At 71.1% G+C, this 18,575-nt stretch carries 19 protein-coding genes; 3 read left to right on the top strand and 16 right to left on the bottom strand.

Going from position 1 to position 18,575, the window contains the following annotated elements; genetic code table 11:
- Positions 1-10 precede the first annotated feature (10 nt).
- Positions 11-1,051 (top strand): L-glyceraldehyde 3-phosphate reductase, encoded by a 1,041-nt coding sequence (gene mgrA, locus ACFWM2_RS15665; RefSeq protein WP_383278860.1) that lies wholly within the window; start codon positions 11-13, stop codon positions 1,049-1,051.
- Positions 1,052-1,575: 524 nt separating this feature from the next.
- Positions 1,576-1,911, top strand: coding sequence for a DUF192 domain-containing protein (locus ACFWM2_RS15660; protein ID WP_383278857.1), 336 nt, complete (start codon positions 1,576-1,578; stop codon positions 1,909-1,911).
- A gap of 213 nt (positions 1,912-2,124) precedes the next feature.
- Here the strand turns inward: ACFWM2_RS15660 and ACFWM2_RS15655 are convergent, their stop codons facing one another.
- The 16 genes from ACFWM2_RS15655 to ACFWM2_RS15580 form a co-directional block, all read right to left on the bottom strand.
- The gene (locus ACFWM2_RS15655; RefSeq protein ID WP_383278854.1) at positions 2,125-2,907 is read right to left on the bottom strand and encodes a class I SAM-dependent methyltransferase; all 783 of its coding nucleotides are present in this window, start codon (positions 2,905-2,907) and stop codon (positions 2,125-2,127) included.
- A gap of 177 nt (positions 2,908-3,084) precedes the next feature.
- Positions 3,085-3,957 (bottom strand): LLM class flavin-dependent oxidoreductase, encoded by an 873-nt coding sequence (locus tag ACFWM2_RS15650; RefSeq protein WP_383278852.1) that lies wholly within the window; start codon positions 3,955-3,957, stop codon positions 3,085-3,087.
- Between the two features lie 78 nt (positions 3,958-4,035).
- Entirely contained in the window at positions 4,036-4,605 is a 570-nt protein-coding gene (locus ACFWM2_RS15645; RefSeq protein ID WP_383278849.1) for a dihydrofolate reductase family protein, read from the bottom strand.
- 34 nt (positions 4,606-4,639) lie between these two features.
- On the bottom strand, positions 4,640-5,335 hold the full coding sequence (locus ACFWM2_RS15640) for an OmpA family protein (RefSeq protein WP_383278846.1): 696 nt from the start codon (positions 5,333-5,335) through the stop codon (positions 4,640-4,642).
- 3 nt (positions 5,336-5,338) lie between these two features.
- The gene (locus tag ACFWM2_RS15635) at positions 5,339-5,932 is read right to left on the bottom strand and encodes a hypothetical protein (protein ID WP_383278843.1); all 594 of its coding nucleotides are present in this window, start codon (positions 5,930-5,932) and stop codon (positions 5,339-5,341) included.
- Between the two features lie 15 nt (positions 5,933-5,947).
- Positions 5,948-6,514 carry a pilus assembly protein TadG-related protein gene (locus tag ACFWM2_RS15630; RefSeq protein ID WP_383278840.1) on the bottom strand — a complete coding sequence of 189 codons (567 nt, stop codon included), beginning with the start codon at positions 6,512-6,514 and terminating at the stop codon, positions 5,948-5,950.
- A 35-nt stretch (positions 6,515-6,549) separates the two neighbouring features.
- A complete protein-coding gene (locus ACFWM2_RS15625) occupies positions 6,550-6,741 on the bottom strand; it encodes a hypothetical protein (RefSeq protein ID WP_383278837.1) in 192 nt (63 codons plus the stop codon).
- A gap of 102 nt (positions 6,742-6,843) precedes the next feature.
- Positions 6,844-7,578: a response regulator gene (locus ACFWM2_RS15620; protein WP_383278834.1), complete on the bottom strand. Its 735-nt coding sequence runs from the start codon at positions 7,576-7,578 to the stop codon at positions 6,844-6,846.
- Positions 7,571-9,001, bottom strand: a complete 1,431-nt coding sequence (locus tag ACFWM2_RS15615) for a sensor histidine kinase (RefSeq protein WP_383278831.1) — start codon at positions 8,999-9,001, stop codon at positions 7,571-7,573. Before ACFWM2_RS15615 ends, ACFWM2_RS15620 begins: the two co-directional genes overlap by 8 nt.
- Positions 9,001-9,891, bottom strand: coding sequence for a DUF5936 domain-containing protein (locus ACFWM2_RS15610; protein WP_383278828.1), 891 nt, complete (start codon positions 9,889-9,891; stop codon positions 9,001-9,003). Before ACFWM2_RS15610 ends, ACFWM2_RS15615 begins: the two co-directional genes overlap by 1 nt.
- 13 nt (positions 9,892-9,904) lie before the next feature.
- Positions 9,905-10,846, bottom strand: coding sequence for a type II secretion system F family protein (locus tag ACFWM2_RS15605; protein ID WP_383278825.1), 942 nt, complete (start codon positions 10,844-10,846; stop codon positions 9,905-9,907).
- 172 nt (positions 10,847-11,018) lie between these two features.
- Positions 11,019-12,359 (bottom strand): CpaF family protein, encoded by a 1,341-nt coding sequence (locus ACFWM2_RS15600; RefSeq protein WP_383278822.1) that lies wholly within the window; start codon positions 12,357-12,359, stop codon positions 11,019-11,021.
- Positions 12,360-12,377: 18 nt separating this feature from the next.
- Entirely contained in the window at positions 12,378-12,698 is a 321-nt protein-coding gene (locus ACFWM2_RS15595; protein ID WP_383278819.1) for a TadE/TadG family type IV pilus assembly protein, read from the bottom strand.
- A 143-nt stretch (positions 12,699-12,841) separates the two neighbouring features.
- Positions 12,842-14,458, bottom strand: a complete 1,617-nt coding sequence (locus tag ACFWM2_RS15590) for a CpaE family protein (RefSeq protein ID WP_383278816.1) — start codon at positions 14,456-14,458, stop codon at positions 12,842-12,844.
- Between the two features lie 90 nt (positions 14,459-14,548).
- Positions 14,549-15,262, bottom strand: coding sequence for a Flp pilus assembly protein CpaB (gene cpaB / locus ACFWM2_RS15585; RefSeq protein ID WP_383278813.1), 714 nt, complete (start codon positions 15,260-15,262; stop codon positions 14,549-14,551).
- Between the two features lie 182 nt (positions 15,263-15,444).
- A complete protein-coding gene (locus tag ACFWM2_RS15580; protein ID WP_383278810.1) occupies positions 15,445-16,329 on the bottom strand; it encodes a hypothetical protein in 885 nt (294 codons plus the stop codon).
- A 363-nt stretch (positions 16,330-16,692) separates the two neighbouring features.
- Between ACFWM2_RS15580 and ACFWM2_RS15575 the strand changes: the two genes are divergently transcribed.
- Complete coding sequence (locus ACFWM2_RS15575; RefSeq protein WP_383279768.1) at positions 16,693-18,402, top strand: chitinase; 1,710 nt, start codon at positions 16,693-16,695, stop codon at positions 18,400-18,402.
- Positions 18,403-18,575: the final 173 nt, after the last annotated feature.

Here is an 18,575-nt window from a genome sequence, read left to right as displayed (position 1 = left end):
TTTCGTATCCATGAACGACTCCCCCCTTTATCGCGCGTCAATCGAGCGATACGACTCGATGGAGTACCGCCGTACCGGTCGCAGCGGTCTCAAGCTCCCCGCCGTCTCCCTCGGCCTGTGGCACAACTTCGGCGACGACCGCTCGCTCGACTCCCAGCGGGCGATCCTGCGCCGCGCCTTCGATCTCGGCGTCACCCACTTCGACCTGGCGAACAACTACGGGCCGCCGCCCGGCTCGGCCGAGCTCAACTTCGGCAAGCTGCTGAAGGAGGACTTCGCGCCCTACCGGGACGAGCTGGTCCTCTCGACCAAGGCCGGCTACCTGATGCACCCCGGGCCGTACGGCGAGTGGGGCTCCCGCAAGTACCTGCTGTCGTCGCTGGACGCGTCGCTGCGCCGGATGGGCGTGGACCACGTCGACATCTTCTACTCGCACCGCTTCGATCCGGACACTCCGCTGGAGGAGACGATGGGCGCGCTGGCGTCCGCCGTCCAGCAGGGCAAGGCGCTGTATGTCGGGGTCTCCTCCTACACCGCCGAGCAGACACGCGAGGCGGTCCGGATCCTCACCGGTATGGGCGTACGCCCGCTCATTCACCAGCCGTCGTACTCGATGATCAACCGCTGGACCGAGGACGACGCGCTGCTCGACACGCTCGACGAAGCGGGCATGGGCTGCATCTCCTTCGCGCCGCTCGCGCAGGGTCTGCTGACGGGCAAGTACCTCAAGGGTGTCCCCGAGGGCTCGCGCGCCTCGCAGGGCAAGTCCCTGGACCCGGGCCTGGCGTCCGACGCCGACGTCGTACGGCGCCTGAACGGGCTGAACGACATCGCAGGCCGCCGCGGCCAGTCCCTCGCGCAGCTGGCGCTGACCTGGGTGCTGCGTGACGAGCGGATGACGTCCGCGCTGATCGGCGCGTCCAGCGTGCGCCAGCTGGAGGAGAACCTCGCGGCGCTGACCGCGCCGAAGCTCACGGACGAGGAGCTGAAGGAGATCGACACGCTCGCGGTGTCGACGCCGGGCACGAACATCTGGGCCGGGCGGAGCTGAGTCCCGGCGCGTGGGCCGGGCCGGGGGTGTGGGGGCGCCTGCCGGGCCGGCCTGCGTACGGGGGCATGCGGGGCCGGCCGCGTACGGGGGCCGTGCGGGCCGGGGGGCGTGCGGGCCGGGCTTGATGGACGTACCGGGGTGCGCCCGGCGGGGTGGCCGATCGCCCGGGTGCGGGGCGGGCCGCCCGGATGAGGGCAGAAAAAACGGGCCGGTCCGTGGGGGGGAGACGGACCGGCCCGAGGGGGGGTTTCCACCATAACCCTTCGTAAGTGATGCTGCGTGCATCGGCGTGCCACAACTACTCTCCGAAACCGCCCGACGACGCGGCGATGGGCGCGGAAGCTCTGATTCAGGTCCTGATCATGGCCGAATCACAGCTGATTCCAAGGGAATCCGGGCGAATCCAGAGAGAACCAGGGGGTTTGCGCGCACTTATGGGGTGTGAGGCATCCGGGGTCCCGCGTCCTCCGCGTGGGTGACGTGTGTCGGAACGTCGGCTTGACGCCGTCGCTAACTTCGCAGTCATGGCCACGTTCACCACCCCCGAGACATCCGCACCGGTTCCGCTGGAGCTCGCCGAGTCGGCGCGGGCGCGTCGGCAGGGGCTGCTCGGGCGGGACGGGATCGCGGGGGCGCTGCTGCTGAGCCCGGCGAGCGCGGTGCACACCCTGGGGATGCGTTTCGCGATCGATGTCGCCTATCTGGACCGGACATTGCGGGTCGTAGCCGTGCGCACGATGCGGCCGGGCCGGGTGGGGCTGCCGCGGCCGTGGGCCCGGCACGTCCTGGAGGCGGAGGCCGGGACGCTGGAGCGGTGGGGGGTGCGGCGCGGGGTGCGGGTGGTCGTCCGGGACCCCTGAGCTGCGGTCGCAAGAAGTGGAGGCAGCACCGCGCAGCCCCCTCCACTGCGCGGTGCCACACGCGCAGCTTTGCTCACGCGAATTACCCTTGGTCTGAACTTACGTGAGCCGGGGAGGTCGACGCGAGCCGCCCTCGATAACGATGTGGAAACCGTGTGGAGATGTCCGGGATACGGATTCACGTCTCAAGGAGCGAGCGCTCGGTGCCCCGGGTCACCGCGAGGACCACAGCTCCGGCTTTCGTGCCTCGATGAGGTAGCGGGCGCTGTGCGCCACGAACGGGCCGCCCTTCTCGATCCGGTCGTGCAGGGTCACCAGCCGGTCCCGGTACGCCTCGACCGTGAAGCCGGGGACCATCCAGACCACCTTGCGCAGGAAGTGGACGACGGCTCCGATGTCGTGGAACTCCATGCGCAGCCGGGCCGTCCGCAGGTCGACGACATCGAGACCGGCGGCCCCTGCGGCGGCGCGGGCGTGCTCGGGGTGCCGCCGGTTCCTGGTCTCCGCCGGCTGCGCTCCGAGGAAGTGCTCGACGACCTCGAAGACACTCGCGGGGCCGACCTGTTGGGAGAAGTACGTGCCGCCGGGGCGCAGGACGCGTGCGATCTCGTCCCAGTGCGTCGCGACCGGGTGCCGGCTGGTGACCAGGTCGAAGGCCGCGTCCGCGAACGGCAGGGGCGCGTCCTCCGGGGAGTTGACGACCACGGCACCGAGCGGGTGGAGCAGCGCGGTGGCCCTGGCGACGTTCGGCGGCCAGCCCTCGGTCGCGACGGTGAGGCGGGGCAACTCGGGCGCGGAGGCGAGGACTTCGCCGCCGCCTGTCTGCAGGTCGAGCGCGGCGGACGCGCCTGCCAGCCGCTCCCCCATCGCCCGCGCGTACCCCCACGGCGGGCGCTCCTCGGTGGCGCGTCCCTCGAACCAGGAGAAGTCCCAGCCCTCGACGGGCGCGGTCTCCGCCTCGGCGACAAGATCCTCGAAGGTACGGCTCGTGGTCATGACGTCGATCCTGCCAACGGGAGGGCGCGCTCGCGACGGCATTTCCCGCGAGCTCGGCGGACCTACGCCGGCCGTGCTGTCGGTGACGGCACGGCCGGCGGGCCATGCGGACATCCTGCGCGAGCTGACCGGCGGAGGAACGGGCGACCACCGGCCCGGTCGACCCCGCCTCCCCGGCTACGGCACGAGGGGCCGTACTTCGGTCGCCACGAAGCGGAGGAAGCCCCCGGGGTCGGGTTCGTCGGCCGTGGGCTGGAGGATCACGGTGTCGGCGCCGGCGTCCGCGAGGCGCTGGACGGCCTTGGCGACGGCGCCCGCGTCACCGGCGACGCCCTGCTCCTGCGCCGGGTCCTCGCCGTTGGCGACGATCTCGGCCCGCAGCCGGGCGCCCGCGTCCGGGCCGGTCGCCGTGTGCAGATAGACGACGACCTGGTGCGGGTCGGTGCGGCCCGCGGACTCCCGGCCCTCGTCGATGAGGCGGCGGGCCCGTCGTACACCTTCGGGACCCGTGGCGGCGGTCAGCACCGTGCCGTCGGCCGCCTCGCCGGAGAGCCGCAGCGAGCGGGGTCCGGTGGCGCCGGCCAGTACGGTCACGCCGGGCGCGGGCGGCCAGTCGAGGGCGACTCCGTCCAGCTTGACGTACCGCCCCTGCGTCGTGACCCGCTCCCCGCCGAGCAGCCCGCGCAGAGCGAGCAGGTACTCGCGCAGCAGTGTCACGGGCGACTCGGCGCGCGCCCCGACCTGTTCCATCCAGTCCTGCACACCGTGTCCGACGGCGACGACGGCGCGCCCCGGGAAGAGGCGGTGCAGGGTGGCGGCCTCCATCGCCGTGACCGCGACATTGCGCAGAGGGACCGGCAGCAACCCCACCCCGACGCGCAGCCGTTCGGTCCAGGCGAGGGCGGCCGCGGCGGCGGAGACGCCCCCTTCCAGGAAGCAGTCCTCCCACAGCCACAGCTCCTCCAGACCGGCGTCGTCCGCGAGCCGGGCCAGGTCGCGCAGGCGCTCGGGGGGCAGTTGGGGACGGAAGACAGCACCGAGTCCAGTCATGGGCTCTTCCTACCCACCGCCGACGCGTCGGACAACCGCATTACGCGTCGACGGGGCGGGGTCGGCACGCCGGCCCCGCTATTTCCGCTCGGCTCGCTCGTAGCGCAGGAGTACGACGCCGTTGCCGAAGGTCCGGGTCTCGGTGAGCCGGAGAAAGGTGAGGGCATCCGTGTCAGGGAACAGGGGTTTGCCGCGGCCGATGAGTACCGGGTGGACGTACACCCGGAATTCGTCGACCAGGTCGTGCCGCAGGAACGTGGCGACGAGGTCGGCGCCGCTGAGGCCCAGGTCTCCGCCCGGCTGCGCTTTGAGGGCCAGGACCTCCTCGGGGACGACGTCCCGCACGACCTCGGTGTTCCAGTCGGCCCGCTCCAGCGTCCGGGAGTACACGATCTTCGGAATGTCCCGCCAGATCCCGGCGAACTCCACCATCACGGGGTCGGCCGCCGGATCCTCGTCGGCCGTCGGCCAGAACTCGGCCATCAGCTGGTGCGTCACCCGCCCGCTCAGGAGGCCGCCGAGCTGCCTGACGTAATCGTTGAAGTGACGGTGGAGTTCCTCGTCGACCTGGTGCCAGCCGATGTCACGGCCCGGTCCCTCGATATACCCGTCGAGGGACACCGACGTCATCAGAACGATCTTCCGCACCGCAGCCATCCTTCACCGCGGCCGCGCATTGAACTCAGCCGCTGTTCTGACCCGAGCCGGTGGACTCGCCCGAGCCGGTGGACTTGTCCGAACCCGAGGACCCGCTCCTCGGGAACGACACCTCCACCCGGCGGTTCTTGCGCCGGCCCTGTTCCGAGGTGTTGTCGGCGATCGGATAGTCCTCGCTGTAACCGCGGACCTCGAAGGTGACGTCGCCGCCCAGGTTAGCGGCGAGCTGGTCGTGGACCGCCTCGGCGCGCTTCTTGGAGAGGGTCAGTCCGTGCGCGTAGGAGCCGAGGTTGTCGGTGAAGCCGAAGACCCGGACGCTCGTGGCGTTCTGCGCCTCGACCTCCTCGGCGATCGCCTGGATACGGGAGCGGGCCTCCGGGTTCAGCTTCGAGCTGTCCTTCGGGAACAGCACCTCCGCCTGGAGCGCGAACGTCACGTTCTCGTTCGTGTCCACCCGGCGCTCCTCGCCGCCCAGGTCCTCCACGACCGACTTGATGTCCAGCACCTTGGCGGGCGCGAGGGTGGCGCCGTCCGCCAGCTTCAGCCCCGGACTGGTCGCGTCCACCTCCGGTGGCGGTGACGTGGTGACACTGCCCGGTGGCGCACTCGGGTCCTCGTCGTCCGCGTACGCCGGACCGGGCAGACCGAGCGTGACCAGCACGGCGAACGCGGTGAGCGTGGTCGCGGTGCTGCGGCGTGGGAGGGAGCGTGGGAGGGCCATGGGTCACTCGCCCTCGGAGATCTCGACGGAGGCGGGGGGCATGGAGCCGACTTGGAAGTTGACTTTGGTGGTGGCGGGGGGTGGGGCGGGGAATTGGGCGAACCAGTCGGTGGTCTCGCCCGGCTGCAGACCTCCCGTGAACCTGGTGCACAGGCACCGGCCCTCGGTGTCACGGAGGATCAGGTACTTCTTCTTGCCCGTCGGGTCGATCAGGCTCGCGCCGGCGATCGACCCACCGTTCCCCGCCAGTTCACGCTCGTCGCCCCGCCAGTCGGCGGCGACCCACGACTTGGCACCGCCATTCGTCACCGTGCCCTCGACGGTCACGAACCCTCCATCGTCCCGGGTGGCAGAGGTGACCTTGAGAGTGAGGTTGCCCCCCTTGACCTCCGCGAGAGCCTCCTGTGACGACGGCGAGGCGGACTCGCTGCCCTTGTTGCCACCGCCTCCGTTGTCCTTCGCCGGCGAAGAAGACGCGCTGGAGCCCGACTTGTTGTCATCTCCGCCGCCGCAGCCGGCCACCGTGAGGAGCAGCCCAGTCGCGATCGCCACCGCGCTCAGCGCCCTGCGGCCCTTCGGGGTGTGCCGGATATCCATCGGTACGGCTTCCTCTCACTCGGCCAGATGCACAGAGAACAGCACAGACGCGTCGGGAAGGTCGCCCGGTTGAAAATCTCCGGGATCGATGTTCACGATCTCGTCGCCGCAGTCCAGTTCCAGGGGCTTCTCGGGGTCCGCGTCCGGGTCGAACTCACAGCGCGGCTGGATGACAGCGGTGGCGTGCGCCTTTGCCCGCATGTCCTCCGTGCCGGGGATGATCGAGTCGCCGACCGTGTAGTTCGTCTCGATGGCGACTTCATAGCCCGGAAAACCGTTGTTCGTGGTGGGCACGACGCTGGCGACGGTCGAATCGTTCTCGGCGGCGAGTTGCTGGGCCGCAGCTGTCGCGCCCGCGCCGGCAGGCGGCAGATCGCCCAGCCAGTCGAGCCAGTTGTCGTCTTCCCCGATCGCGGCCACCAGGCCGTCCATCAGCTCGTCACGCGCGTCCTGCGCTGCCGCCAACGCCGCAGCGTCCGCCGCGGATTGAGCTCCATTGCGGGCGGACGCTGCCTGGGCGAACGCGAAGCAGGCGAAAGCGGCGAAGAGCAGGATCCCGGTCAACCAGATGTAGATGGGCAAGGTCTGCCCTCGGTCGCCGAGACGTCGGCGGGCTGTCAGCCTCCGATGACGCTGGTCACCGCGTCGAGGATCGCGCCGGAGATCAACCCGTCCAACCCCAGCCCATCGATCAACGTAAAAATCCCCGCAATAATGATCATCAACCCCGCATACTCCACAAACCCGGCCCCCGCGTCCCCCCGCATCCGGGAGACCACGGTCCGCTTCCACCTGTCGAACCTGTTCATCGTCACTGCCCTCCCGCGCGACGCGATTACCGACTCGAGCACCGTACGTGAGAACCCGCGCACTCCGGGTGGGCCCAGGGGCCCAACTTCTCGCGGGCGGAGTCATCGGCTCCACCCCCCGCGCGCGGTCCCCAGCCAGTGGGCGATCGCTTCGCTGCGCGAAGAACTGTGCAGCTTTGCGAAGATGCGGTTGATGTGGTTCTTCACGGTCTTCTCGCTGATGAAGCAGGCGGCGGCGATCTGCCGGTTGTTCATGCCGGACGCGATGAGATCCATGACCTCCACCTCCCGTGAACTCAGGCCGAAGTCGAGCCGGTTGGGCCCGCGCCGTGGCCGCCCGTCCGCGGACCGGGGCCGAGCCTCCGACGACTGTGCCACAACCGATTGCAGATGCGAAGAGATTTCGTTCGGTTCGTACGAAACACCGAGTGAATCCGCCACAGCGGTGACGCGCCCGTACCGCAAGTCCCGTACGGCGGTGATCAGTTCGGCGGCCGTGAACTCGCCGTGGACGAGGTAGCCGGCCGCGCCCCGGCGCAACGCCTCTGCCACGACCTCGGGTTCACGGCTGTACGTCAGCATCATCACCGGTGCGAGATGGGTGAGCCGGGGCAGTGCGGTGAGGCCGTCGGTGCCGGGCATCCGGACGTCGAGCAGGACGACGTCCGGGGCGCAGCGGCTCGCGAAGGTCACCGCCTCCTCGCCGTCCGCCGCCTGCGCGACGACCTCGATGTCCGGGTGGGCGCCGAGCAAGGCGGTGAGCCCCGCCCGTACGACGGGGTTGTCGTCGGCCACGAGCACACGCAGGGGCGGGCCGGAAAGTGCCTGGTCAGGCATGGGCGGCCTCCTCTTGGGGGATGGGGGGTGCCGGCGCGGCGAGCGGCACGGTCAGGGTGATCTCCGTGCCGCCCCGCGGGGGGCGGGCCAGCTGGAGGCGCCCGCCGAGGGACGCGGCCCGCTCCACCATGCCCAGCAGGCCGAAGTGGCCTGATTCCGCCAGGTCGTCGAGCACGGCGGTGGCGGGCAGGCCCACACCGTCGTCCCGGACCGTCAGGCGCAGGAACTCGGCGCGGGCGTCGAGCTCCACCCGGACCCGGGTCGCCGCCGCGTGGCGGTGGGCGTTCTCCAGCGCCTCCGAGACGATCGCCAGGAGATGGCGGGCCGTCTCGCACGGGAGCGGCGGGACGGTTCCCGTGCTGCGCAGCTCCGCCGGGAGTGCCGTACGGGCCGTGAAATCACCGACGCGCGTGGCGAGTTCGGCGGGCAGGTGCGGTCGTGCCGTGGTCAGGTCCGTCCGGCGCCGCAGGTCCGAGAGGAGCTCCCGGGACTCCGTCGCCGCGCGGCGGGCCGCGCCCGCCACCACCGTCGCCTGGCGCTTGAGGGCGTCGGGGTCGCGGGAGTCGGAAGACGCGGCCAGTGCCTCCGCCGCGAGGGCGAGCCCGTGCAGCGTCTTGGCCACCGAGTCGTGCATCTCGCGGGCGAGACGGGCGCGTTCGGACTCCACGGCCTCCGCGACGGCGAGCCGCGCGTGTGCCTCGGACAGGGCCTGGCTGGCGGTGCCGAAGCGGAACATCAGATTGCGCAGGGTGACGCCGATGATGCCGGCGCCGACGCAGAAGCCGGCGATGAGAAGGGTGCTGGCGCCGGTGCCCGGGCGGTGTTCCCAGGCCCGGAACACCGTGAGCAGGACGACGAGTTGGAGGCCGGTGAAGACGCCCGAGCCGCGCCATCCATAGAGCAGGCCCGCCAGGAGCGGGGTGCAGACCGTGGCGTAGGCGAGGGGGGAGGCCGGGGAGGCGGTGAGGAGCAGGACCGCGCCGAAGGTCAGGTCCACGGCCATCAGGCTCGGGTGGGCCAGGAGGCGGGGGCCGAAGCGGTCCCAGTCCCTGAGCATGGCGTACGAACCCATGATGCCGAGCACGGCAGCGGCGAGGACCGCGTAGCGGGGTGCGCCGTCCGTGGTGTTGGTCATCGCGAACGGGGCGCCGACCGCGATGGCCGCCAGCCGTACGGCGAAGGCCTGCCGGCACAGGGCCTGGAGGGCGTTCAGCTGGAGACGGACGCTTCCGGGTGCCGGGGCGTCGTCCGCGAGATAGCCGGCGTCCTCCGTGGGCCAGCCCGCACCCGCGTCGTCCGGCCGGTACCCGGCGTCCTGGTTGGCGTCGGGCCGCTCACCTGCACCGGCAGGGTGCCACCCGCGCCGAAGCGGGTGCCGTCCCTCGCGGCACCCCTGCCACCGGATGTGCGGACGGCGGTTCATCAGCGGCCCAGGATCGAGCCGAAGTTGGTGCCCGAGCCCAGGAACATGCCCGTCGCGATCAGGATCATCGTGGCCGGGAGCATGAAGACGAGGGTCACCATCGTGGCCTTGGGGATGGTCTTCGCGGCCCGGCGGCGGGCGTTCTGGGCATCGGTCCTGCGCATGTCCGTGGCGAGCTGGATCAGGGTCTCCGCGATCGGGGAGCCGAGCTCCTCGCCCTGCTGGAGGGCGGAGACGAACTGGGCGACGGACTCGGAGGAGTTGCGCCGGCGGAGCTCGTCGAAGGCCTGGCGGCGGCTGACGCCCACGTCCATCTGGCGGAGCGTGATGCGCAGTTCGTCCGCCCACGGGCCCTCGTACTTCTCGGCGACGCGGTCGAGGGCCTGGCGGAAGCCGAGGCCCGCCGAGACGACGACGGCGAGCACGTCGAGGAAGTCGGGCAGGGTGCGGTCGATGACGTCCTTGCGCTCGCGGATGGCCTGCCAGATCAGGGCGTCGGCGGCCAGCAGACCGAACGCCAGGGTCGCGGCGGCGAAGAAGAGCCGGCCGTTGGTGAGGAAGACGAGACCGAGCACGACGCCGAAGATGCCGTAGACGGCCCGGCGGGCCGCGTAGCGGTTGAGGGTGAGGCCGCCGGGGTTGCCCGCCATGTCGATGCGGCGGCGCTTGGCGTCGACGCGGCGGGGGCCCATCAGCCGCAGCACGAGGGGCGCGAAGCGCATGCCGAGCCGGTCCACGGCCGAGTCCGCCTTGGAGACCCGGGTCGCGCCGACCTCCAGGGCGAGCACCAGGTCGCTGGGGAGTTTGGCGTCGGCGCGGATCATACGGATGCCGAGCAGGACGCCCGCGACGGCGGCACCCATCAGAACGGCGAGCAGCAAGGCCGGCATGGCGGTTTCCCCCTCACACTTCGATCTTGCCGAGGCGGCGGATGACGAAGAAGCCGACCGTGTAGAGGCCGAGCGAGATCAGTACGAGGGCCTGGCCGAGCGGCGAGCCCGTCACCCGGGCCAGGGCGCCCTCGTTCGACGAGTTGATCAGCAGCAGCGAGCCCAGGCCGAGCAGCGGGACGGTGAAGGCCGTCGCGTTCACCTCGGAGAGCATGGTGCGGACCTCGCGCCGGGTCTCCTTGCGGTCCTCCAGGGTCTGGGTGAGGTTGCGCAGGGAGCTGACCACCGAGCCGCCCGCCTTGTTGGCGAGGACGAGCGTGGTGACGAGGACGACGAGTTCGCGGGACGGGAGCCGTTCGGCGAGCTCGTCGAGCGCGTCGTCGACGGACCGGCCCAGCGTCAAGTGGTCGGCCACGCGGGCCAGTTCCTCACCGGCCGGTGCCTCCAGCTCCTCGGCGGCCATCGCCAGCGCGGTGCGCAGGGCGAGTCCGGCGGCGGTGGCGTTGGCCAGCAGCCGTGCCACGTCGGGGAGCTGGTTGATGAAGGCCTCGATGCGTTTCTGGCGCTGCCAGTTGAGGAAGATCGCCGCGCTCCAGACGCCCACCAGCGCGGCGATCGGACCGAAGAAGGGGGCCAGGGTCGCGGCGGCGATCAGCCACAGCGCGACGACTACGGCGGCGACGTAGGTGAAGAACTCCCCCGCCGTCAGGTCGAGTCCGGTGGCCGACAGGCGCAGATGGATGGTGCGACCGAGCCGGGTGCGGCGCAGCCGGCGGTCGACGCCCATGAACCGGCGCGCGCGACCGGCCGCCGTACGGACGGGTCCGCCGCCGGAGAGACGGTCTACGAGGGCCTGGCGGTGGGCGCGGCCCGAGGCGTACGCGTGCACGCCCGCGACGGCGAGCGTGCCGCACAGGACGGTGGCGCCGAGGGCCAGCAGAGCCGGGTTGTTCATGCCTGCATCCCTTCCGGAGTGCGGGACGCCGCCCGATCGCCCGCCGCGTGTGCCGCGCGTGACGTCATCCGATCGCCCGCCTCGCTTGCCGCCATCCGATCGCGTGCCGTGTATGCCGCGTGTGCCTCGCGTGACGTCATCGGATCGCCCACCTCACGTGCCTCGTGCGACGTCATCCGATCGCCTGCCTCGTGTTGAGTACGTCGATGGCCTCGGTGACTCCGAAGGCGGCCGGCAGCGGCTCGCCGGCGACGTACAGCTTCTCGGCGATCGGGCGCGGCAGCGGAAGGTGCTCGAAGTGGCCGTGCACGACACGGTCGGGCCCGGTGGGGCGGGGCACGAAGCGGGAGACGGTGACGATGCGGAACTGCTCGCGGCCGTGCGACATCAGCAGGGCGATCTCGGCGACCTTGCGGGAGCCGTCGGCGTGCCGGGTGAGCTGGACGACGACCTCGACCGCCGAGTTGATCTGGTCCTTGAGGGCCTCGAAGGGGATCTGGACCTCGGACATCGAGCCGAGGGTCTGCAGGCGCATCAGCGCGTCCTCGGCCGAGTTGGCGTGGACGGTCGCGAGCGAGCCGTCGTGACCGGTCGACATCGCCTGGAGCATGTCGAGGGTCTCGCCGCCGCGGACCTCACCGACGATGATGCGGTCGGGGCGCATGCGCAGCGAGTTGCGGACCAGGTCGCGGATGGTGATCTGGCCCTTGCCCTCGACGTTCGGGGGCCGGGACTCGAGGCGGATGACGTGCTCCTGCTGGAGCTGGAGTTCGGCCGAGTCCTCGATGGTGATGATGCGCTCACGGGCCGGGATGAGTCCGGAGAGGGCGTTGAGCAGGGTCGTCTTGCCGGTGCCCGTCCCGCCGCTGACGATGACGTTGAAGCGGGCGCGCACGAAGGCCGCGAGGAGCATCAGCATCTGCTCGTCGAGGGAGCCGAGGCCGATGAGTTCGGGGAGGGTGTACGCGCGGGGGAAGCGGCGGATCGTCAGGGTCGGGCCGGTCAGCGCGAGCGGCGGGATGATCACGTTGACGCGCTCGCCGGTCGGGAGGCGGGCGTCGACCATCGGATTCGACTCGTCGACACGCCTGTTGACGGTCGAGACGATGCGCTCGATGGTCTGCATGAGCTGCTCGTTCGAGGCGAAACGCAGGGGCAGTTGTTCTACGCGCCCCGCCCGCTCGACGAAGATCGAGTCCGGGCCGTTGACCATGATCTCGGTGATCGAGGCGTCGGCGAGGAGCGGTTCGAGGACGCCGAGGCCGAGGGCCTCGTCGACGACGCGCCGGATCAGCTGGGAGCGTTCGGCGGAGGAGAGGACCGGGCCCTCGCGGCTGATGATGTGGCCGAGGACCCGTTCCAGCCGGGCGCGCCGTTCGGTCGCCGCCAGGCTCGACATCTCGGCGAGGTCGATCTCCTCCAGGAGCTTGGCGCGGTAGACGGCGACGAGATGTCCGTCCTCGCGGGCGGGTCCCCCCTCGTCCGGGGCGGCCATACGGGAGCGCAGGCTCATCTCTTCAGCTCCTCTCGGTCAGTCGTCCTGGTCGTTGGGCATGGTGGCGTGACGTTCCGCGGTCCAGCCGCCCATGAAGGGGATGACCGAGGGGATCTGGACCCGGACGGTGGCGGTGGTGGTATCCCCCGCCCCCTGGGGCGCGTCCACCTGCGGGTCCAGCCAGCCACTCACCGAGGCCGCCCCCGCCGCTTCCCCCGGCCCGCCCTGCGAGGCGACCCGCGCCGCCGCCCGGGCCCCGGACCCCGCCTGGTTGATGCCGTATCCGACGAGGCCGAGCTGGATGGCCGCCATCCCGATGAGGAGCAGGATGGGCAGGAACCCGGCGAACTCCAGCATGGAGACACCTCGGTCGCCCCAGCACCGGGTCCGCCGCGCGGGTGCGGTGACCGGTTCGGCACCGGCATCAACACCAGCACCAGCACCAGCACCAGCAGAGTCCGCCGTCACGGTGGCCCGGCCTCGCAGCACGGAGAGCGGTGTCATTCCACGTCCCCCTCCACCGCCGCACCCGCCTCGCCGTCGACCTGCCAGTTCACGTCGAACCCGGGGAAGAACAGGGGGACTTCGGCCCGCACCCGGGCCTTCCACACCGAGCCCTCAAGCGTGCAGGCGATGTCCGCGTCCTGCCACGCGTCCGGCAGGTGCTCCTGCCCCGCCGCCTGGCAGGCACCCGGGGCGTCGCCCTGCACCGCGTACGCCGCCGTCGCCGCCCGCGCCGCCTCGTCCGCCGCGTTCCCGGCGAGCGACCACGTGTAGCCGTACAGCACGCACTGCCACAGGATCGTCATCACGACGAGCAGCAGCGGGAACATCCCGGCGAATTCGAGGGTCACCGCTCCCCGGTCGCCGCCCTTGCGGCGGAGGGCGAGGGCGCCCCGTTCCGGTGATGGCTTGCGGCGCCTGCCGCCGCCGCCCTCCGGGGCCGGGACGACCAGGTCCAGTTCGCCGGCCAGGGCCCACAGGGCCTGCTTGACCGTCGAACGGGCGTCCAGGTCCTGGAGCCGGCCCGCGTCGACCACCGACTGGAGCTCCTTGAAGGCGGCGGGTACGGCGGAGCGGGCGACCTTCGTGCCGGTGACGCGTTCGACGAGGGAGGGCTGGATCTCCGCACCGCGGGAGTGGCGGTTGACGACCGTCGTCGTCTCCTCCGCCTTGCGGATCTGGAGCCGGTCCCACATGCGGACCATGCGTTTGGCCGCGCGTACGGCGATCACGTCGGGGGTGACGAGGAGCAGGGCCTGGTCGGCCATCTCGACGGCCGCCGCGGTCGCGGAGTTCATCTGGGAGCCGCAGTCCACGACCACCACGTCGTGGCGGGAGCGCAGGGCCGCGACGACCTGGCGGGCGACCCGGTCGGTGACCTCCTCGCCGCGCTCGCCCTCGCCGGGCGCGAGCAGCAGCCCGATGCCGCTGTCGTGGATGTAGACGGCGTCCTGGAGCACGCGCGGGTTGATGTCGGCGATGCCGGCCAGGTCGACGACCGACCTGCGGAACTGCACGTCCAGGTACGACGCCACGTCCCCGGACTGGAGGTCCAGGTCGAGCAGGGCGACCGTACGCCCGGACGCCCGCGCGGCCAGGGCGAGTTGGACGGCGGTGACGGTCGCGCCGACGCCGCCCTTGGCGCCGGTGACCGTGACGACGGTGCCGCCGGGACCCGTGTACAGCTCGGGCGTACCGCTGCCGAGATGGCGGCGCATGCCGAGCGACCAGGCGGCCGCCGCCTGGACGCGCTCGGCCAGGGTGTCGTAGCCCAGGGGCAGCCCGACGATGCCGCGGGCGCCGGAGTCCATCGCGGCGGTGAGCACACCGCTTCCGGTGTCGGCGGTGATGAGGACGACGCCGACCGCCGGGAAGCGCAGCACCACGTCGCGGACCAGGTCCAGGGCCGGGACCGGGCCGATCCGCTCGTGCACCAGGACGACCTCGGGCAGCTCGTCCAGGGACTCCGCGGCGAGCCGGGCGAGGGTGTCGAGGAGGGCCGTCGAGTCGGCGACGGGCGGGGCGGGTTCGGTGTCGGCGAGCTGGCTCAGCAGCGTGGTGAGCGCGCGGGCCGAGTCGATGTCGCCGACGGCGGGGAGGATGCGGATGGTCATCGACGACACCTCTGACGGCTTGGGCGGCTCGTACGGCGGGGCCGGCTCCTGCGACGGGTACCGGCGGGCGCGGTCGTCATGCGCGGCCTCCTACTTGTCCTCGTCGAGGGTGTACGTACGGTCGCCGGGGGCGACGGTGGTGGCGGAGCCGCCCGCGACCAGGGCGAGGCGGACGTGTGTCGCGAACGACTCGGCGTACGCGACCCGCTGGGCGTCGGCGGTGTCGAGCGCGAAGGTGATCGGGACCGCCTCCGTCGCCGTACGCCGGCGGTCGGCGCTGGACTGGCCCGGTTCGAGCGCGGTGAGCTTGCCGACGTCGATGACGCGGGCGTGCGCGACGATGACCTTGGACTGGTCCTTGGCCTTGTCGTTCGCCGCTTCGAAGGTGGCGTAGATGTTGACCCGGGCGCCCGGGTCGATCTTTCCGGCCACGCCGGTGGCCGCGTCGATCATGATCGCGATCTCCTGCTGGCCCGCCTCCAGCGCGGGCCGGTCCACGATCATGTCGGCCTGGAGCAGCGAGCCCTTCTCCAGCTTGGTGACCGCGATCTTGCCGCGGATCTCGGAGAGATGGGTGACGGCCGTGGACGACAGCCAGCGCTCGGGCATCGAGACCTTCTCGAACTGGTCGGCCGAGAGCTCCTTGTAGCGCGCGATGTCGCCCTTGACGCGGTACGCCGTCACCTCGGGCCCGACCTTCGAGTCCACGTCATGGATCACCGAGAGCACTCCGGCGAAGGCGCCCACGGCACACAGGGCCGAGAGGACCAGCAGGATGACGCCGCGGCGCTGGCGTGAGTTCACTACATCTCACCTCGTAGGGGCGTACCGGGTGCTTGAACGGGCCTGCTGTTTCTGCCGGGGGGCCGGGGGGCGTCTCCCGGGGGATGCAGCATGGCGCGGACAACCTCGATCGGGGGCGGGGACAGCGGGGTCGAACGGTCGTGCCTGGGGCTGTTTTTGGGGTGCATGGGCACTTGCGTGGCTTATGTGACGCCTCGGGGCAGGGCGTGTACCGAAGAGGCTGCCCGTACCGCGGGGGCCGGAAGCTCCGACGGCGGGGACAGCGGCGCGGCACAGAACCCGCAGCGGTCACCGATGAGTTCGAGGCCGCACCAGTGGCACTCCTCCCGCCGGACGGACGACACGAGCTGGTAGAGCACCGAGACGTCGTACAGACCCGCGGCGAACTCGGCGAGCCGGGCCGTCCCCCACCAGCGCGCCGACTCCTCGGGCAGCGGTACGGTCGCCACGCCCTGGACCCGCCAGGCGGGCGCGAGCGTCGTGGTGACCCAGTCGGAGGGCGGCTGGTCGGCGGCGACGAGCAGTCGGGTGCCGAACTCGGGGCCCGTGAGCTCCCCCTGGCCGACCCGGACGAGCTGCGGCCGCGGGTTGGCCAGTACGCCGAACTGCGCGCCGGGCACCCACGACTTGGCGTGGGACTTCAGGGAGACCGGGACCCGGTCGAGCCTGGCGACCGAGCCGAGCAGGGCGCCGGCGTAGATGTAGTGGGCGAGCAGCCGCGCGGCGGAGGCGAGGACACCGGGGCTGACGTCGCAGGCGGACAGCTGGCGCAACTGCTGGGCCAGCAGGGCGAGTCCGAGGGGCGGCAGGTCGATGCCGAGCAGTGCGATGCGGTCGCTCTCCAGCACCGAGCGGACGGTGTGCAGGCGCCGGGCGGCCTCGCCGTCGGCGGAGGCCGCGGACGCGGGGTAGAGCGAGATCACGTATCCGTGCTGCTCGATGAGCGCGTGCATCCCGGTGAGGGAGCTTTCGAGGGTCGCCAGGGGCTGGACGACCGCGGGCGGGGTCTGCCGGTCGTGCGGCGGGAGCACCAGGTCGGGACTGGTGACGGCTATCGCGGTCGGCACGCTGGACACCACCCCGTTCACTGGTGCGGGGTGGTCAACCGCCGCCTCAGATCGACCCTGTTTCGCCATGGACCGTCACAGATGGCCACAGATCGTCACTGTGGCGCCCTTCTGCCTCTGCACCATATCCACGGCATGCCCCGCTCAACACCGACTTCTCGAGATCAACTCACGGAAGGTGCGGGCATGATCAACGGAGAGTGAGCCGCATATGCCACAACTCCCGGGCAGGGCAAGGAGATTGGGGCCTCGAAGGAACCTCCAGAGGTCTTGACAACCGAATTGGTCTGGACCACCTTGTACTTCCAGCGGTGGCCACCGTTCCGCAACCTCCCCGCCCTCTCCCCCTCACCGGAGGCAGCAGTGGACCGCGTATCAGGCATATCCAGGCACAGACGCACATGGTCGGGAGTGCTCGCCGCCGTGTTGGGGGCGGCCACCCTCACCCTCACGGGACTCGCCACCGAGGCCCAGGCCGCGGACGTCAACAACGCCAAGAACGCCGGCTACGAGTCGGGCCTCGGCAACTGGACCTGTTCGGCGAGCAGCGGTACGACCGTCTCCTCGCCGGTGCACGGCGGCTCGGCGGCGCTGAAGGCCACGCCCGCAGGGCAGGACAACGCCAAGTGCAGCCAGACGGTGGCGGTCAAGCCCAACTCGACGTACACGCTGAGCGCCTGGGTGCAGGGCGGGTACGCCTATCTCGGCGCGAGCGGCACCGGCACCACGGACGTGTCGACGTGGACCCCGGACTCCTCCTCCTGGAAGCAGCTGACGACCAGCTTCACCACGGGCGCGTCGACGACCTCGGTGACGGTGTACACGCACGGCTGGTACGGACAGGCCGCCTACTACGCGGACGACCTGTCGGTGTTCGGGCCCGACGGCGGCGGTGGCACCGACCCCGTCCCGACGATCCCGGCGGCGCCGGGCGGCCTGGCGGTCGCCTCCACGACGTCCACGTCGGTGTCCCTGAACTGGAACACGGTGTCGGGCGCGACGGGTTACAACGTCTACCGCAGCGGTACGAAGGTGACGGCGGTGACCGGCACCTCGGCGACCGTGACCGGGCTGACCGCCGCCACCTCGTACCCCTTCCAGGTCACGGCGACGAACGCGGCCGGTGAGTCGCCGAAGTCCGCGACGGTCAACGGCACGACGGCCGCCACGGGCGGCGGCGGTGGCGGCACCCTGCCCGCGCACGCCGTCACGGGCTACTGGCAGAACTTCAACAACGGCGCGACGGTCCAGAAGATCTCCGGCGTGCAGTCCCAGTACGACATCATCGCCGTGGCCTTCGCCGACGCCACCGGCACGCCCGGCGCGGTGACCTTCAACCTCGACTCGGCCGGGCTCGGCGGCTACACCGTCGACCAGTTCAAGGCGGACATCAAGGCGAAGCAGGCCGCGGGCAAGAAGGTCATCATCTCCATCGGCGGCCAGAACGGCACGGTGTCGATCACGGACTCCGCATCCGCGACGAACTTCGCCAACTCCGTCTACTCCCTCATGCAGACGTACGGCTTCGACGGCGTCGACATCGACCTGGAGAACGGCCTCAACGCGACGTACATGAGTCAGGCGCTGCGGTCCCTGTCGGGCAAGGCGGGCTCGTCGCTCATCATCACGATGGCCCCGCAGACGATCGACATGCAGTCGACCTCGAACGCCTACTTCCAGACGGCCCTGAACATCAAGGACATCCTCACGGTCGTCAACATGCAGTACTACAACAGCGGTTCGATGCTGGGCTGCGACGGCAAGGTGTACAGCCAGGGCTCGGTCGACTTCCTCACGGCCCTCGCCTGCATCCAGCTGGAAGGCGGCCTCACCCCGTCCCAGGTGGGCCTCGGCCTCCCCGCCTCCACCAGCGGCGCGGGCAGCGGTTACGTCTCCCCCACGATCGTGAACAACGCCCTCGACTGCCTGGCCAAGGGCACCAACTGCGGCTCCTTCAAGCCCTCCAGGACCTATCCGGCCCTCCGCGGCGCCATGACCTGGTCCACCAACTGGGACGCGTCGGCGGGCAACGCGTGGTCCAACTCGGTGGGGCCGCACGTGCACGGGCTCTGACGAGCAGGTAGGTCACCTCAGGACGACGGCGTCGGGGGGGGGCGCAGGGGGGGGGGGAGACGGACGTGAATGCTCATGCCTGGGGACCTCCGGGGGGAAGCACCCCTCGAGGGGCCCGGGGCTCCGTTGACTGTGCGGCTCCGCCGCGTGGGCGCGACCAGCCCCCACTGGCC

Origin of the sequence: Streptomyces sp. NPDC058371 (genome assembly GCF_042723265.1) — a bacterium.
Classification (GTDB): Bacteria; Actinomycetota; Actinomycetes; order Streptomycetales; family Streptomycetaceae; genus Streptomyces.
The sequence above is the reverse complement of the archived record's forward strand: the minus strand, read 5'-3'. Positions and strand labels throughout refer to the sequence as shown.

Excerpts from the sequence above, each read along its gene's own strand:
- mgrA (WP_383278860.1), top strand. The coding sequence starts at position 11 with ATGAACGACTCCCCCCTTTATCGCGCGTCAATCGAGCGATACGACTCG.
- ACFWM2_RS15660 (WP_383278857.1), top strand. The coding sequence starts at position 1,576 with ATGGCCACGTTCACCACCCCCGAGACATCCGCACCGGTTCCGCTGGAG.
- ACFWM2_RS15655 (WP_383278854.1), bottom strand. The coding sequence starts at position 2,907 with ATGACCACGAGCCGTACCTTCGAGGATCTTGTCGCCGAGGCGGAGACC.
- ACFWM2_RS15650 (WP_383278852.1), bottom strand. The coding sequence starts at position 3,957 with ATGACTGGACTCGGTGCTGTCTTCCGTCCCCAACTGCCCCCCGAGCGC.
- ACFWM2_RS15640 (WP_383278846.1), bottom strand. The coding sequence starts at position 5,335 with ATGGCCCTCCCACGCTCCCTCCCACGCCGCAGCACCGCGACCACGCTC.
- ACFWM2_RS15635 (WP_383278843.1), bottom strand. The coding sequence starts at position 5,932 with ATGGATATCCGGCACACCCCGAAGGGCCGCAGGGCGCTGAGCGCGGTG.
- ACFWM2_RS15625 (WP_383278837.1), bottom strand. The coding sequence starts at position 6,741 with ATGAACAGGTTCGACAGGTGGAAGCGGACCGTGGTCTCCCGGATGCGG.
- ACFWM2_RS15620 (WP_383278834.1), bottom strand. The coding sequence starts at position 7,578 with ATGCCTGACCAGGCACTTTCCGGCCCGCCCCTGCGTGTGCTCGTGGCC.
- ACFWM2_RS15615 (WP_383278831.1), bottom strand. The coding sequence starts at position 9,001 with ATGAACCGCCGTCCGCACATCCGGTGGCAGGGGTGCCGCGAGGGACGG.
- ACFWM2_RS15610 (WP_383278828.1), bottom strand. The coding sequence starts at position 9,891 with ATGCCGGCCTTGCTGCTCGCCGTTCTGATGGGTGCCGCCGTCGCGGGC.
- ACFWM2_RS15605 (WP_383278825.1), bottom strand. The coding sequence starts at position 10,846 with ATGAACAACCCGGCTCTGCTGGCCCTCGGCGCCACCGTCCTGTGCGGC.
- ACFWM2_RS15600 (WP_383278822.1), bottom strand. The coding sequence starts at position 12,359 with ATGAGCCTGCGCTCCCGTATGGCCGCCCCGGACGAGGGGGGACCCGCC.
- ACFWM2_RS15595 (WP_383278819.1), bottom strand. The coding sequence starts at position 12,698 with ATGCTGGAGTTCGCCGGGTTCCTGCCCATCCTGCTCCTCATCGGGATG.
- ACFWM2_RS15590 (WP_383278816.1), bottom strand. The coding sequence starts at position 14,458 with ATGACCATCCGCATCCTCCCCGCCGTCGGCGACATCGACTCGGCCCGC.